The sequence below is a fragment of the Thermoproteus thermophilus genome (assembly GCF_055392855.1).
In genome coordinates this window covers 143,559-157,160 of the sequence record NZ_AP042466.1, presented here as the reverse complement: position 1 = coordinate 157,160, position 13,602 = coordinate 143,559, and the positions used below count along the sequence as shown (strand labels likewise).

General features: G+C 54.0%; 19 protein-coding genes. 7 read left to right on the top strand and 12 right to left on the bottom strand.

The window, feature by feature from the left end:
* The first annotated feature begins 4 nt into the window (after positions 1-4).
* Both ACZ5PA_RS00965 and ACZ5PA_RS00960 read left to right on the top strand, forming a co-directional pair.
* Complete coding sequence (locus tag ACZ5PA_RS00965; RefSeq protein ID WP_464930426.1) at positions 5-658, top strand: tRNA-wybutosine modification methyltransferase TYW3; 654 nt, start codon at positions 5-7, stop codon at positions 656-658.
* Positions 655-1,338, top strand: coding sequence for a class I SAM-dependent methyltransferase (locus ACZ5PA_RS00960; protein WP_464930425.1), 684 nt, complete (start codon positions 655-657; stop codon positions 1,336-1,338). Before ACZ5PA_RS00965 ends, ACZ5PA_RS00960 begins: the two co-directional genes overlap by 4 nt.
* Here the strand turns inward: ACZ5PA_RS00960 and ACZ5PA_RS00955 are convergent.
* On the bottom strand, positions 1,304-2,281 hold the full coding sequence (locus tag ACZ5PA_RS00955; RefSeq protein WP_464930424.1) for a methyltransferase domain-containing protein: 978 nt from the start codon (positions 2,279-2,281) through the stop codon (positions 1,304-1,306). The two genes, ACZ5PA_RS00960 and ACZ5PA_RS00955, sit on opposite strands and share 35 nt — an antisense overlap.
* Positions 2,278-2,610, bottom strand: a complete 333-nt coding sequence (locus ACZ5PA_RS00950) for a hypothetical protein (RefSeq protein ID WP_464930423.1) — start codon at positions 2,608-2,610, stop codon at positions 2,278-2,280. The genes ACZ5PA_RS00955 and ACZ5PA_RS00950 overlap by 4 nt, the downstream gene beginning before the upstream one ends.
* Before the next feature lie 159 nt (positions 2,611-2,769).
* Here ACZ5PA_RS00950 and ACZ5PA_RS00945 point away from each other — a divergent pair, with 159 nt between their 5' ends.
* Both ACZ5PA_RS00945 and ACZ5PA_RS00940 read left to right on the top strand, forming a co-directional pair.
* Positions 2,770-3,129, top strand: a complete 360-nt coding sequence (locus tag ACZ5PA_RS00945) for a hypothetical protein (protein ID WP_464930422.1) — start codon at positions 2,770-2,772, stop codon at positions 3,127-3,129.
* Complete coding sequence (locus ACZ5PA_RS00940) at positions 3,126-3,809, top strand: hypothetical protein (RefSeq protein ID WP_464930421.1); 684 nt, start codon at positions 3,126-3,128, stop codon at positions 3,807-3,809. Before ACZ5PA_RS00945 ends, ACZ5PA_RS00940 begins: the two co-directional genes overlap by 4 nt.
* Before the next feature lie 8 nt (positions 3,810-3,817).
* Here ACZ5PA_RS00940 and ACZ5PA_RS00935 read toward each other — a convergent pair whose 3' ends face one another.
* From ACZ5PA_RS00935 to ACZ5PA_RS00915, 5 genes are all read right to left on the bottom strand, one after another.
* The gene (locus ACZ5PA_RS00935) at positions 3,818-4,435 is read right to left on the bottom strand and encodes a trimeric intracellular cation channel family protein (RefSeq protein ID WP_464930420.1); all 618 of its coding nucleotides are present in this window, start codon (positions 4,433-4,435) and stop codon (positions 3,818-3,820) included.
* Complete coding sequence (locus tag ACZ5PA_RS00930; RefSeq protein WP_464930419.1) at positions 4,425-4,766, bottom strand: hypothetical protein; 342 nt, start codon at positions 4,764-4,766, stop codon at positions 4,425-4,427. Before ACZ5PA_RS00930 ends, ACZ5PA_RS00935 begins: the two co-directional genes overlap by 11 nt.
* Positions 4,763-5,227 (bottom strand): 2'-5' RNA ligase family protein, encoded by a 465-nt coding sequence (locus ACZ5PA_RS00925; protein WP_464930418.1) that lies wholly within the window; start codon positions 5,225-5,227, stop codon positions 4,763-4,765. The genes ACZ5PA_RS00930 and ACZ5PA_RS00925 overlap by 4 nt, the downstream gene beginning before the upstream one ends.
* 27 nt (positions 5,228-5,254) lie before the next feature.
* Positions 5,255-6,964 carry a ribosome biogenesis/translation initiation ATPase RLI gene (locus tag ACZ5PA_RS00920; RefSeq protein ID WP_464931255.1) on the bottom strand — a complete coding sequence of 570 codons (1,710 nt, stop codon included), beginning with the start codon at positions 6,962-6,964 and terminating at the stop codon, positions 5,255-5,257.
* A gap of 90 nt (positions 6,965-7,054) precedes the next feature.
* Positions 7,055-7,324: a DNA-directed RNA polymerase gene (locus tag ACZ5PA_RS00915; RefSeq protein ID WP_464930417.1), complete on the bottom strand. Its 270-nt coding sequence runs from the start codon at positions 7,322-7,324 to the stop codon at positions 7,055-7,057.
* 87 nt (positions 7,325-7,411) lie between these two features.
* On the opposite strand from ACZ5PA_RS00915, the gene ACZ5PA_RS00910 reads away from it, so the two are divergent.
* Positions 7,412-9,199, top strand: a complete 1,788-nt coding sequence (locus ACZ5PA_RS00910) for a thiamine pyrophosphate-dependent enzyme (protein WP_464930416.1) — start codon at positions 7,412-7,414, stop codon at positions 9,197-9,199.
* A complete protein-coding gene (locus ACZ5PA_RS00905; RefSeq protein ID WP_464930415.1) occupies positions 9,184-9,717 on the top strand; it encodes an indolepyruvate oxidoreductase subunit beta in 534 nt (177 codons plus the stop codon). The genes ACZ5PA_RS00910 and ACZ5PA_RS00905 overlap by 16 nt, the downstream gene beginning before the upstream one ends.
* Here the strand turns inward: ACZ5PA_RS00905 and ACZ5PA_RS00900 are convergent.
* Entirely contained in the window at positions 9,710-10,555 is an 846-nt protein-coding gene (locus tag ACZ5PA_RS00900; protein ID WP_464930414.1) for a serine protein kinase RIO, read from the bottom strand. The genes ACZ5PA_RS00905 and ACZ5PA_RS00900 overlap by 8 nt on opposite strands.
* A 69-nt stretch (positions 10,556-10,624) precedes the next feature.
* Between ACZ5PA_RS00900 and ACZ5PA_RS00895 the strand changes: the two genes are divergently transcribed.
* Positions 10,625-11,149, top strand: coding sequence for a KH domain-containing protein (locus ACZ5PA_RS00895; protein WP_464930413.1), 525 nt, complete (start codon positions 10,625-10,627; stop codon positions 11,147-11,149).
* On the opposite strand, the gene ACZ5PA_RS00890 is transcribed toward ACZ5PA_RS00895, so the two are convergent.
* From ACZ5PA_RS00890 to ACZ5PA_RS00875, 4 genes are all read right to left on the bottom strand, one after another.
* Complete coding sequence (locus tag ACZ5PA_RS00890) at positions 11,141-11,809, bottom strand: 30S ribosomal protein S3ae (protein WP_464930412.1); 669 nt, start codon at positions 11,807-11,809, stop codon at positions 11,141-11,143. The genes ACZ5PA_RS00895 and ACZ5PA_RS00890 overlap by 9 nt on opposite strands.
* A 29-nt stretch (positions 11,810-11,838) precedes the next feature.
* The gene (locus tag ACZ5PA_RS00885) at positions 11,839-12,090 is read right to left on the bottom strand and encodes a KEOPS complex subunit Pcc1 (RefSeq protein ID WP_464930411.1); all 252 of its coding nucleotides are present in this window, start codon (positions 12,088-12,090) and stop codon (positions 11,839-11,841) included.
* Positions 12,057-12,701, bottom strand: coding sequence for a hypothetical protein (locus ACZ5PA_RS00880; RefSeq protein WP_464930410.1), 645 nt, complete (start codon positions 12,699-12,701; stop codon positions 12,057-12,059). The genes ACZ5PA_RS00885 and ACZ5PA_RS00880 overlap by 34 nt, the downstream gene beginning before the upstream one ends.
* A gap of 415 nt (positions 12,702-13,116) precedes the next feature.
* The gene (locus ACZ5PA_RS00875) at positions 13,117-13,572 is read right to left on the bottom strand and encodes a 30S ribosomal protein S15 (RefSeq protein ID WP_464930409.1); all 456 of its coding nucleotides are present in this window, start codon (positions 13,570-13,572) and stop codon (positions 13,117-13,119) included.
* Positions 13,573-13,602: the final 30 nt, after the last annotated feature.

Genomic DNA, 13,602 nt, shown 5'->3' with positions numbered 1-13,602 from the left:
GCCCGTGATAGTCGATCCTGAGGCTTTCGCCGCTAGGAAAAAGGCGTTTCTTGATAGACTCGAGAAGGAGGCTTCCCAAGGCAGAGTGGACGGCGATATATACCAGTTCTTGAAAAGGTTGAACGAACTGCCGTGGCTCTATACGACGAGTAGCTGTTCGGGCCGCATACTCTTGGCCTCCGTGAGGACTCCCAGCTATAGCAAGGGCAAGGGCTTCACGCCAATAGCTAAGTGGCATAGAGTTGTCTCAACCGATGAGGTGCGCAGGGCCATCGAGCCTCACGACGATGTGTGGATGTTGGTGAGAGGCGGGATACTCCACATATCGGTGAGCTCTGCCAAGAGGGCGTACGAGTTGATCTCCATAGCCCATAGGACGGGCCACAAACACAGCGGTATTATAGCCATAAACAGAGCGGGAATAATAGTGGAGATACTCGGCGAGGAGAGGCTCGATATGCCGTTAAAGCTCGGCGGGAGGGAAGTCGTCGATGTGGAAAGCGCCGTGGCGGCCGCGAACAACGTGTTGTTATTAGCTAAGGCTAGGTTGGCCTTCTTCGCGGGCGTTATCGAGGCGAAATACCTAGGAGGCCCCTCAGTGGACGAGTGGGAAATCAAGAAAGCGCTTAGGGCACTATCCCGTTGTCTTTGGACGTGACGGGGCTCGGCGACAATTGGCGGAAGGTCTATCCCGTCTACGACAAATTGGCCGAGGTCTACGAGCGGATGAACATGGCCATGACTTGGGGCAACGTGGATAGGTGGAGGAGACAGCTGGCTTCTCTCGTGCCGCCCGACGCCCTCCGCGTCCTAGACGCCGGCTGTGGGCCCGGCAACATGACGAGGCATCTGCTCGACAAGTACGTGGTCGGGCTGGATTACTCGATCGATATGCTGAAGGCGAATAAGCTCGATGTGGATAAGGTACAGGGAGTCTTCGAGGCTTTGCCGTTTAGGGACGACGCGTTCGACGTAGCGGTGCTCGCATACGCCCTACATGCGGCTAGAGATCTGGGCAAAGCCCTCGACGAGTTGATAAGAGTGGCGCGCGGCATCGCGGCAGTGAGCATGGGGAAGCCGGATGGGCGACTGGCCAGGCTCTTGGTGTGGTTGTACGTATCGCGTTTTGTGCCCTTGCTCGCGCGGCTCCTCGCGCCGCGCCATGTCGACGAGTACAAGGCGCTTGGCGAGATCTTCAAGGCGGCGTTGCCCAACGGCGAGCTTAAACGCTTTCTGGAGAAACGGCTCGATCTCAAGTACTTCGGCACTAGGGGACTCGGCGCTATCTACATGTTCTACGGCACTAGGAACGCCAGACCGCAATATAGAACGGCATAGTTCTCAGATACACCTTCTCCCGCCTGTACCCGGCCGCTTCCAGCAAGTTGTCAACGTCTGAGGATCTGAAGACGTGTTTGGCGCCCATGGCGGTCACTATGGCGACCAAGCCCGGCGTGGACTCGATAACTTGTTGCCCCACGAGGAGTTTGCCCTCGGGCTTTAAAAGTCGGCGCATACACTGGAGATCCCTCATGGGGTCCAACATCCAGTACAGCGAATGGAGTATCAAAGCCGCATCTAAGCTACGCGATAATTCGGGACCCAATAGATCCGCCACTTCGCATGTGCTAGTGGCTTGGAATATACATATACCTCGGCCAGGACAAGAATCTATGTTAACGCCTTTGCCCAACACTTCTCTGGATAGCTCCACTGAATCCGGCCTATAATCGTAGCCGACGATCAGCTCGGGCGCGGCGGCGGACGCCGTTAGGAGCGACGCTATATCGTGGCCCTCTTTTATCACCGGCACGTACAACCTCTTGAAGCCGGTTGCTCCCACTAGCTTGTAAAAGGTGAGCCTCATGATATCGTACCATCCCTGGGAGAGCATAGTGGAGTAGAGAATCCCTATCGTGTTCTCGTCGACTTGATTAGACGCTATCCTAACAGCGCCTAGTCTATCGAACGACTGGTGAAGCTCCACGAACTCGGCGGCGTAGGAGTTCACCGGCGGCCTGGGCTCCTTGACCCTTTTAATTATACTGCCTTCTCTATCTATGTATCCGTTTTCGAGCAGTGATAAGTACAGAGCCCTTACAAACGTATTGTTGCTCTTGTGGAGGCCTTCTCGATATAGCTCATACCACCACTTCAAGGCGTACCATACGCTCCACCTCAACGCGTTTCTGACCTCGTCGAGCCCGCCCGCCGCCTTTATGAAATCGCCGTAGTACCTCGTCGCGTTTACGTCCTCTACGAACTTCCCGAAAAAGCTCATGTACAGACCACCACCCCGGCCTCCCTAAGCCTGCGCAACAATGCCCTCATCGATGGGCCAGCCCTGCCGCTTTGGATCGACTCGAGCACCGCTTGTTGTTGTTGTTGCGGCAAGAGCGAGAATCGATCCCAGTCCCTTATCTCGCAATCGACCAGCGCTTCCTCGACTATCGGCTTCTTCAAAACTACGGAAAAAGCGTGCCCGTTAGGGCATGTCAAGTTCAGGGAGACGACCTCGCCGGCTTCGTACGCCTTGAGCGCCTCCGAGCTCAGACGCGGCTCGACCTCCGCGCCGCAGACTGGACATTTAAACTTTTGAATTGCCGCCACATGTAAAATTCTGCCATTCCTTATAATGTTTACGTTAGTATTTCCGCCGAGATTTACGACGAGGACCAACCCGGCTCTGAAGGGCCAGCAATTCAGTTCAATTATCCTTTATATATTTTTCTAGAAAAACTCATTAAAAGAGGGCGCGAAAAGGGAGGCATGCCGCACCTCTACGTGTTTCCTGGATACGACGATATAGACGACGAGCCCGAGATCAGACAGAGGATATATAAAGCGTTGAAAGATGCCGAGGCCGCTATCAGGCGCCTCATGGTGGGCGAGGAAGCTCTAGACGCCTTAGGCAGAGCGCTCAAGGCCCTCAACATGATATCGGTCAAGGTAAAATCGCCTAAGGGGAGGCCCTACGACTTAGAGCGTTTGGAGAAAATTGATGGAGAGATCTTTGACAAGATAAATAATATTTTCTTATTAATTCAATCTAAAAATTATGATGAAATAATACAAGTAGTACTTGATTTAGAGAAATTAGTGGATAGGCGCAATAGCTTGTTTAAATGATAGCGTATGTCGACCATCCCGATGGGGGTCCCGTAGCGGACGAAAAGGCCTTGGAGGGAGTCCTCGAGAGGCCTAGTCTTTTCCTCTCCTCGCTTATATTCAAGGAGGTTCCTGGGCTACTCGAAAAGGCCGTGGCCGTCTGGGCGAGCATAGGCAACGCTAGGCTCGCCGAAGCTACATATGCTTATATACTTCAGTTCCAACGAGGCATTATAGGCGAAAGGCAACTTCTGCTACGTATAGCCGAGATGTTCGGCGAGATGGACTACGTCGACTTGCTCGCCTTACAGAGGACCTTGATGTTAGGCATAGGCCGCACTACGTGCGATCTAGGCGCTGCGGTATTCGTTGAGAATCCCCGCACGGCGCTTTACGGCGTCGTGCGCGGCATGCCGCCGAGGAGGGCTTTGGCGTCTTCCCCTAAGGCCAATGCCTATCTAGTCGTGAACTTAGGCGAGAGGAGGGTCATAGATCTAGACACTATGTGCGTGGTGCCCTACTCCCCGTCCGGCAGGCCGGAGGAGCTTCATCCGCTCCAGAGACTCCACGAGGCCGGCTTTGTCATAACCACTAAGGGAAGGCCCAAGTGCGTAGTCGAGGACTACGCGACAGAAGATGGCGCTGTGGCGCCGCGCTATTTAGCGAGGCTCTTGGGGCTTCCGCCATGCGCCGGCGTGTAGGTCGGGGACTACCCGGCGCTCTTGATCTTGGGGAGCTCCCAGCCGAAGTGTAAGGACAACAGCCTCAACGCCGCGACGGCTACGGCGGTCCCTAGTAGGGCTATTTCTCTGCCCAACGCGTGGTAGAGGGTTATATAAAGCGCTCCCCCCAGGGCCGCTGCCGATGCGTAGACCTCTCGCCGAAGCACGAGGGGGATCTCGGCGGCTAATATATCCCTCACGACGCCGCCGCCGGCCGCGGTCACGGCGGCCATGGCCATAACCGCCAACGGGTTGAGCCCGCTTCTGAGCGCTATATCGGCTCCGATGGCAGCGAACGCCCCGAGCCCCACTGCGTCTGGATACAACACCACGTCTCTGTACTTGTTCACTTTCTCATAGAAGACGAACGTGGCCACGGCGGCTGATATAGCCGTTAATTGATAGGGCATCGAGGTTATGTTGACCGGCGGTAATCTGTCCAACAACACGTCCCTGATTATGCCGCCGGCAAGGGCTGTAGAGAAGCCGAGCACCACGAAGCCGAGTAAATCCATGTCCTTTTCGCCGGCCTTAAGCGCGCCCGATACCGCAAAGGCCACGATGCCGACGTAGTTCAGCGCTTCTATTATGACATCAGCTATCATAGGCCTTGATCTTCTTGGCCAACGGTTCCACGTCCGGAATCGGCGGCTTAACGAGCTTGAGGAACAACTTGACAGAGGCCTTGTCGTAGACGACTACGTATTTAGTGGATCCGCTCTCGTCGGTGGTGTCTAGTGCATCTATTCCTAACCTCTCGAGGCAACTCGCTAGATCTCTCGGCGGGTTTTTGAATATGATCAGCAAGTTATCCTCTAGATGTGGATCTGGGTCGAAGAACTCCCCCGCGTTTTCAAAGACGTCGCGTATATACTCGGCGATGCTCATAGTATCGGAGTGAGGGCAACCCTCGCCTTTGCGCGTTTCCTCGGTCATCGGAGCTCGAGGACGTAGATCTGCTTATATTCGCCGCCCGTTGCGTCGATTAGAGCGATGTTCTTCACCTCGAACGCAGAGCCGGTCAACGTCGAGGCTTCCCTCAGCGCCGGCTCCAGATCGTCAGGCGTAGGCCTCTTGAGCCTAATGGAGTAAACCGTGAGGTGCGGCTTGAATTGCCCATGCCTTTCATCGACGTAGTCCCCCAAGAGCGCCTCGAGCGCCTTCCTTAATCTGAGGAACTCGTGGTAGGGCTCGACTTCTAATGCTATATACCTCGGCTTGCTCCTGCTCGGCAACAACACGACGTCGCCCAGCTTGGCCATAAAGGGCCTAAGATCGAGCGAGACTATTTTGGGCTTCTTTATCCTAACTATAGTTATGTGCGGCTTGATCGGCAATATGCCGTCGAAAGGCCTCAGCGACGATATCGGGGGCAGGAACCCGTATATGTAGGACACGTCCGCTAGGCCGCGTAGATATAAATTCTAGACTACGTAGTAATATTCGCCCTTCTCCTTCTGCTCCCTATCCAACACGGAGCCCGGCTTGTTGACCCTCGGCCTCCCCGTTTGGGGCTCTCTCCTGAAGGTCACGTCTATCCATTTAAGGAACGCGTTCATGCCGGTTCTCATATCTAGGGGGCCCTCGGCGAAACCCTCGACGCCGGGCTCTCCGAGGAACGGCATGACCGAGTTCGACATATAGTCCAACATGGCTATGTCGTGCTCCACCACCAATGCGGCAGACTCGCTCTCCTCTATTATCCTCCTTATGGTCCTCGCCACCGATATCCTCTGCTCGACGTCTAGATACGCCATAGGTTCGTCGAGCACGTAGAGATCGGCTCTCTTGAGCAACGCCGCAGCCACCACGACCCTCTGGAGCTCCCCGCCGGATAGCTCGCCCATCTTCTTGTCGAGCACCCCCTCTAGGCCTAGCCCTGAGGATACGTCTGGCCATATCGGCGAGTCGGCGTAGTCTTGGGCCTCCTTGGCCAGCCAAAGCCTTACGGGGACCTCGGAGTTCTTAACCGCTATGTCCCTTATGTACTGCGGTTTATAGCTCACCGATGGCGCCGTGTACACCTCGCCCTCGACGGGCTTTATCTCGCCCACGAGGGCCTTCACAAAGGTAGTCTTGCCGATGCCGTTAGGCCCCACGACGCCGACGACTTCCCCCTTGCTTATATACCCCTCCCTAACTCTTAACTTGAAGGGCCCGAGCGATATGAGTAGATCGGTCCACTGCGCCAAGGCCCTCTGGCGTGAGGCGCGCCGCTCCGGCGGCCTTAGCTCGAACTTTATAGGCTCATCCCTTATGCGCATGTTCTCGTGCGCCAAAAACCCCCTCAGATATTCGTTGACGGCCTCCCTAGCGCCCATAGGCCGCGAAACTATGCCGTACGCGCCCGGCTTGCCGTAAAGCACCACGGCTATATCGGCTAAGAAGTCCAGTACTGTTAAGTCGTGCTCGACTACAACAGCGTATTTGCCCTCGACTCTCTCCTTGATCAGCTCGGCGACTTTCAGCCTCTCCACTACGTCGAGATGAGTTGCAGGCTCGTCGAAGATGTAGATATCGGCGTCTTTGGCCAAGGCGGCAGCCACCGCAAGCCTTTGGAGCTCCCCGCCGGATAGTTGCGATATGTCCCTGTCGGCGAGTCTCGATAAGTCGAGCCTCTCCATTAAGTCTTGCGGTATTTTGGCCCTCTCGGCCACCTCCTTCACGGTGCCCTTCAGATACATAGGTATCAACTCTATGTATTGTATCTTATGGACAACCCTAGTCCTCTTCGCATAGAGATTTGCGAAATAGCCTTGGAGCTCTGTGCCTCTAAAAGCCTTTATCACGTCCGCCGGCTCCGCTCCTCCCTCCCTGCATAGATTGGGCATTAGCTCGCCGGCTAGTATTCTGGCTATGGTAGTCTTGCCCAACGCGTTCCTGCCCATCACGCCTATAATGCTTCCTTTCTTCAAGAGGGGGAGTCTATAGAGTTTGAAGCCTCCAGGGAAATAGCGATGTACGCAATCCGTCTCGAGCTCGTCGGGGAGGTTCGTTATCGTTATAGCCGAGAAAGGACATTTATGTACACATATACCGCATCCTATACATAGTTTTTCGGATATAACGGCCTTCCCCGTTTTTTCGTCTAACCAAATCACCTTTCCGTTCTTGTTAACAGGGCAGTACTTTATACACTCTTGCCCGCACTTCTTGGGGTCGCAAGAATCCCGATCCACTACGGCGATCCTCACAGCACAGGGAAAACCGTGAAGTTAAAAACGCTAGTCCTCGGCCTCCTCGCCCTCTTGGAGGTTCTCCAAGAGCTGCTTCCTTAGCTCCTCGAGCTCCTCCTTGTCTATCTCCGCGCTAGCCTCGGCCGCCGTCATGACCCCGCGCTTCTTATCCTCTGATACTATCGTCTTTACGCTGTACTCTTTCTTGTCGCGCTCGGTGAGCCTCACCTCGTGGCCGCATTTGGGACATCTGAGAACGGTGTGTCCATCCTTCTTCACGGGCACCATCAAAGTGCCGTCCTTTGGACAGAACCTCATCCTCTTCGGTTTCTTTAACCGGTATATAAGCATGGGCCTCCTCGTCCAGTGGAACAAATTTATAAACTATATATATCTATTTATTACGTGAAACACCTGCTCCTGGGCAACGAGGCCATCGCGTACGGCGCATTGTCCGCAGGCGTCGCGGTGGCCGCGGGCTATCCGGGCACGCCATCATCTGAAATCATAGAGACCTTGCGGGAGTATAGAGATCGCTTCGTGGAGTGGGCCGCCAATGAAAAGACGGCGGTCGAGATAGCGTATGGCGCTGCTCTGGCCGGCGCGAGAGCGCTGGCGGCCATGAAACACGTGGGGCTCAATGTGGCGGCCGATCCCCTGCACAGCGCCGCCTACACCGGCGTCATCGGCGGCTTGCTGATAGTCACAGCCGACGACCCTAACATGTGGTCCTCGCAGAACGAACAAGACAGCAGATGGTATGGGCTCCAGTCCTATATACCCGTGCTCGAGCCCTCCGAGCCCCAAGAGGCCTTCAAGATGGCCAAGGAAGGACTCTTGCTCAGCGAATCCTTGGAGCACCCGGTTATACTGAGAAGCGTCACGAGGCTGAGCCACGTTAGAGCCCCTGTCGAAGTGGAGCCTCCAGCTCCGCCTAAGTTCGGGAAGTTCTCCCGCAATATGGAAAGATATGTATTAGTGCCTCAGAACGCTAGGGCGAGGCGCGCGGACCTCTTGAGGAAATGGGAACATATAGCCGACGTAGCGACCCGCTTTATTTCAGTAGAGGGAGATGGGCCGATCTCCGTGATATCCTCGGGAACGGGCTATCTCTATGCAGTAGAGGCCATCGAGAGGCTTCGCGTCAAGGCGACTGTGATTAAGATAGGCATGTCAGTACCGTTGCCCAGGAAGGTGTTAGACCTGATAAGCGGCGACGTGATAGTGGTCGAGGAGGGGGATCCTGTCGTTGAGATACAACTACGCGCTCTCGGCGTAAGGACGCGCGGGAAGCTGGACGGCCTCTTCCCGAAAGCCGGCGAGCTGTCCTTGAGGTCTACAATTGAGGGCTTCTCCAAGGCCTTAAACCTCGGCGTTAAGTTGCCTGAGCCCTTGAAGCCGCCCGTTCAGCCCCCGCCGAGGCCGCCCTATTTATGCCCTGGGTGTCCCCATATGGGGACCTTCTACGCCCTTAAGCTAGCCGCCGCTGGGCACAAGGCGGTTTGGTCGGGGGATATAGGATGTTATACGCTGGGCATAAACACCGGCCAACAAGACTTGGCCACGCACATGGGTTCCAGCGTAGGTCTAGGCATGGGCATCGCGATAGCCGACAAGGAGAAGCTGGTGATCGCCACGATAGGCGATTCGACGTTCTACCACGCGGCGTTGCCTCAGCTCGTCGACCTCAAGACGAAGAGGATTCCGATAGTCGTCGTAGTCATGGATAACGGATACACCGCCATGACGGGGGGTCAGCCGAGCCCTAGCAAGTTGATACCCGCCGAGAGGCTTGCGGAGGCCGTCGGCGTGAGGCACTACGTGATGGACCCGGTCGACCTCAAGAGGAGCATCGAGATCGCGAAGAAGGCGATCGCGGACGCTAAGTCGGGGGAGCCCGTCGTGGTGGTCTCTAGAAGGCCTTGTATCTTGGAGGCTCTAAGAGTCTCCAGGAGATCTGGGGTTAAGCCTCCGAAGTATTACGTAGTCGTCGATAGATGTAAAGCGTGTGGTATATGCTATAATGTGCTCAAATGTTACGCCATAACGAGGCTGCCCGACGGCAAGGCTTGGATAGATCCCAGCCTCTGCAATGGGTGCTCCATGTGCGCCCAAGTCTGCCCCTACGATGCGATAAAGACGACTGATTCCGAGAGGGCCAACAAATGGCTCGAGCTATGGTCACGAGCATAGTGATCGTCGGAGTGGGGGGCCAGGGCGTCATGACGTTGGCGAGGTGGATTGGAAGAGCCGCCCTCGCCGCCGGTTACGACGTGAAGATAGCCGAGGTGCACGGCCTAAGTCAGAGAGGAGGATCTGTGGAGGTGCACGTGAGGTTCGGCGAAAGGGTATATGGGCCTGTCGTGCCCGAGGCAGACGCCGACTACGTGGCCGCCTTGGAGGCCCTCGAAGCGCTACGCGCTTTTAAGTACATAAAGGATAAGACCTTGCTAGTCGTTAATAAACGGATTATACAAATACCGGGGAGGTACATGGACCCCGAGCAGGTCTACGCAGCGCTCTTGTCCTATAAAGGGACAAGGCTAATCCCCGCCTTCGACATAGCCGTAAAGCTCGGCGATCCTATATACGAGAACTCCGTCTTCCTAGGCTTCTTGACTAAGATATTAGGACTCGATGGATACGTCGATTGGCTCGACGAGAGGAATTCGAGGGCTTTCGAGGAGGGGCGCAAACTCGCCGTTAGCTGAGCTCTTCTATCTCCTCGTATAACCTTTTCCCGTCCACGACCAGCCACCCCTCTTCGTCCTCCTCGTAGGGCTTAGAGGCCCTCTCGGCTATTAGCTCAGCCACGCGCGCACCGTCGAGCTCCACCTCGAAGAACTTGAATATATTGTTCAAGTCTCTGGCCAAGAATTCACGGGCCAAGGGGTGCTCCCGCTTCACGGCAGATCCCCAATCGATTATCCTGATGTCGTCGCGGTGATATAGTATATTGAATTCGCTTAAATCCGCGTGGACTAGCTTGGCCACTACGTACGACCTCTCGACGTTCTTCAAGATCTCCCAGAAGATCTCGTCAGGATCGTCGAGCCCCTCGAGACCCACCTCGCTCAAGGTAGGGGCTGGGACGGCCCCCTCGCCTATGAATTCCATGACGATTACGCTGTCCCCAAGCGCTATGGGCCTAGGCGTTTTGACCCCAGCCTTATAGGCCGCCGAGAGGTTCCCATATTCCTTTCTACACCACGCCTCGACTATATCTATTATATCTTTTTTAATTCTCTTATTTTTAAATCTAGGATCCCCTAAAATATATTTATATCTTGATTTTATAAATGTAGATGTAGTAGTGTAATATATTTTAAGTACTACATATACGCCGTTCTTGTCCCTTGCTAAGATAATACGCGCCTCTTTGCCTTGCGCAACAGGGCCGAGCAGCTCAGCGATGATCCCCTTGTTCATAAGAGACATCAAGGAGCGCCACGTGTAAGCGTTGAACACGTCGTCCATAGTCTCGTAGTATTCGTGGTCCTTCTCCGTCCTGTACCTCTTCCCCGCGTCTATGTCATCTATAGAGACCACGCTTACTACAAAACATATTAATTTAGATCCACGGCGTTCGTTTTTTAATAAACCACGATCTCATACGGCATGAGCGACTACTTGCGCGGAGTGTTGCAGATACCTGTAGAGCGGAAGTTGTTGCCCAACGCGAGGAGATGGGCCGAATTAGTTGCGGGCAAGTACAAGGCCGAGATAAGGGTCGACCCGGTGTCCTCTTACATAATCATAAAGCCCGGCGAGGGCGTCACGGTCGATGAGGTCCTCAAGCTGCGCGATATGGCTAACGCGATAGCTCTGGGTTTCCCTCCGGAAGATGCCTTAAGGCTCGAGGGCGAGGATTATAGGCTCGAGTACATAGACCTTAAAGAGTACGTGGGTAGGCAACATCTAGCCAGAGTCAAGGGGAGGATTATAGGCGAGGGCGGAAGGGCCAAGTCCACAATAGAGTCCTTAACTGGCGTCAAGATCGTGATAGGCGATAGGCATGTGGGAATCCTAGGACCTACCTACGCGGCCTCTGTGGCCAAGGAGGCTGTCCTAATGCTTATATCGGGTAAGAAACACGGGACTGTCTACAAGTATATACAAAAGGCGATGAGCAACCTACCTTAGCTCGGCCTGTTGTGCCGGGAGCTCCTTGAGCTCTGCTATCTCCTCTTGCTTGGGATATGATAGGGTCTTTATCTTAGCCACCTCGACCTTCCTCATCGGGTATATCTTCTTAGCGGCCATGAAGAGCTCGGCCGTTAACGCCCCCTCCAACACCTCCTTAAGCAGAGAGCCTATATCGAGGTTAGGCGCTTTCTGGGATATCACGTTAACGAACGTCTTTCTTATCGCGGAGTTCCGGCTCGTCGATATGCGCGAAGCCGTGATCCCCAGTATGGTGAAGCGCAATTTCCAGCCGTCGCGCGTGACGACGTCTACATAGGCTACTACCTTGCTTGTCCCCCGCCTTATAAGCGATCTCACGTAGTCGCGCGATAGCTCGAGGCCCTTGAAGCGGGTATACGCGTTCATCCCGTCGACGCGGTTTATCTGTAGCTTTATCTTGATGGGCAAATGCGATATGTCCTTGGTTATATCGAAGAACGATATCTCGAGGGTCCTCCCGAGGAGCTTCTGGGGCTCCGACGCGGGGACCTCGGCTACGACGGCTCCGCCCAGATATGGCGGAACGTAGACCGAATACCACTTCTTGGACGCCCATACGTCCCTCTTCGAGAGGGCGACCTTCTCTTGTTGCGCCACTGTTTGTTGTCTTTCCGCCACGTGCTCGCGTACCTAGGGGTATAAATACGTTAGCGATCCGCCCAGCGCCACAGAGGCGCTATCGTCTTAAGGCACCTCAGAATATCGTCGAGCGTGTTCTTGACGACAAGCGCACGTCTGCCTTTCAAGATCACCGAGTACTTGCCGTCGCGACAGAGATGTCGTATTTCGAGGTCCTGGGGCAAGTCCACGTCGTCGGGTTTGAGAACAACCGCGACTTCGCAAGGTAGATCTGTCTTGAGTTCCACTAGGATCTCGCCAACGCCTCTACCTCCGGCCATAGATCCCTCGGCACAAACGCCAAGATGCTGGATTCATAGCTCACGGTCTGGACGCCCTTAATTTGCGATGCCGCCTTCTTCAACTTATGGCTCTCCCCCAACGGCGCTATAAGCGAGGCCACAAAGCCCTTCCCAACGTCGGCTCTGAGGATTAAGATATTTTTAAGTTTCATAAAAAATGGTAAATAATTTATTAATTTATATATATAGAATACATTATTTATATTTATAATAGATTTGTTGTAATTCTTCGTTATTTCGTCGAGTACATTCGCCAACGATTTTACGTAGAGGAAGACCCCCTCTACGTCCGGAGTATAGCCCGCGAGCATCGCCTCTATCTCTATGGCCCTAGTAGCTATATCGACGCCGATAGGTGCCCTTCTAATCCCCTTATCGGCTAGGGCCGGATAGAAGCCGTAGTCGTAGACTGCGCCGAGCGCCTCGTCCAACACGTCTAGTAGCCTCTTGGCGTCTACTAGCTTGAGCGGCTTGTTCTCGTTAAGACCTCGTCCTAAAACGCCCGGCAACAACGGCAGAGTGGCCATCGATAGGGCCTCGCCCAGCGGCTTGTCGGGGAAGGGCAAGAAGAAGCCCAGCTCCGTCTCCACCTCGTTGAGTATATCGGCGGGTTCATTACATTTATAACAATTATCAACAATCCAGCTATATATACCTATATATAGTTTTAATATATCATTTTTAGATATATTTGTTATAACTTTAGTTAATTTATATATTATATAGCTTATCGGCATAGGGGGATCGAGCTTAAACGAGGACTCGCCAATGCCCACCTCGTTCTCGCTTATGTAGAGGCCGTCGCACTTAAACCCAAGGCATATGCCGGTCTCCGGCGGCCACTCAACGAGTTTGAGCTGCGCGGTATCGGCGAACTTCTCGATTAAGAAATATCCCCCTACAAATGCATCAACAGTTCTTTTTATATATAAATTTAGGATATCTTGATCTAGATATTCTAATATTTTATTTATATTATCGAGAAAGAACTGATCTATCTCCACATCACGTAGCTAAGTGCGAGAGCTTCTCCGGCGAGTACTCGAAATCGGCGGGTAGCCTCCCTACTCTCTTATAGTACTTGATCAGTCTATGTATCTTCGCCTCGACTAGCTGAAGCCCTCTACGCGAGCCCATATCCTTGGGATGTTCCTCCAAGTGGCGGCGTATCCTCAAAGCCCTTCTTATTAAGTTCAATAAATCCTCGGGGATCTCCATTTTGACGCCGTGTTCTTCGAGTATCCTCGTCACTTTCTTGCCCGTGATGACCTTTACGAGGGGGATGCCGTACTGGTCCCTCAATATCACGCCTATTTGCGACGGCGTGAACCCCCTTCTATAAAGCTCCAGCACCAGTTGCTCGACCTCTTCTGGCGTATATTGTATCCAGCTAGGCGCAGTCGGGTGCGGAGGTCTCGTCGACGATGATCGACCCCTCTTGTGTCTGCTACGATGAGGCACGGCCCCTAGATGGCCATGATATAAAAAATT

Coding starts and splice junctions, on each gene's coding strand:
- ACZ5PA_RS00955 (WP_464930424.1), bottom strand. CDS start 2,281: ATGAGCTTTTTCGGGAAGTTCGTAGAGGACGTAAACGCGACGAGGTAC.
- ACZ5PA_RS00945 (WP_464930422.1), top strand. CDS start 2,770: ATGCCGCACCTCTACGTGTTTCCTGGATACGACGATATAGACGACGAG.
- ACZ5PA_RS00940 (WP_464930421.1), top strand. CDS start 3,126: ATGATAGCGTATGTCGACCATCCCGATGGGGGTCCCGTAGCGGACGAA.
- ACZ5PA_RS00935 (WP_464930420.1), bottom strand. CDS start 4,435: ATGATAGCTGATGTCATAATAGAAGCGCTGAACTACGTCGGCATCGTG.
- ACZ5PA_RS00930 (WP_464930419.1), bottom strand. CDS start 4,766: ATGACCGAGGAAACGCGCAAAGGCGAGGGTTGCCCTCACTCCGATACT.
- ACZ5PA_RS00915 (WP_464930417.1), bottom strand. CDS start 7,324: ATGAGGTTCTGTCCAAAGGACGGCACTTTGATGGTGCCCGTGAAGAAG.
- ACZ5PA_RS00905 (WP_464930415.1), top strand. CDS start 9,184: ATGGTCACGAGCATAGTGATCGTCGGAGTGGGGGGCCAGGGCGTCATG.
- ACZ5PA_RS00895 (WP_464930413.1), top strand. CDS start 10,625: ATGAGCGACTACTTGCGCGGAGTGTTGCAGATACCTGTAGAGCGGAAG.
- ACZ5PA_RS00885 (WP_464930411.1), bottom strand. CDS start 12,090: ATGGCCGGAGGTAGAGGCGTTGGCGAGATCCTAGTGGAACTCAAGACA.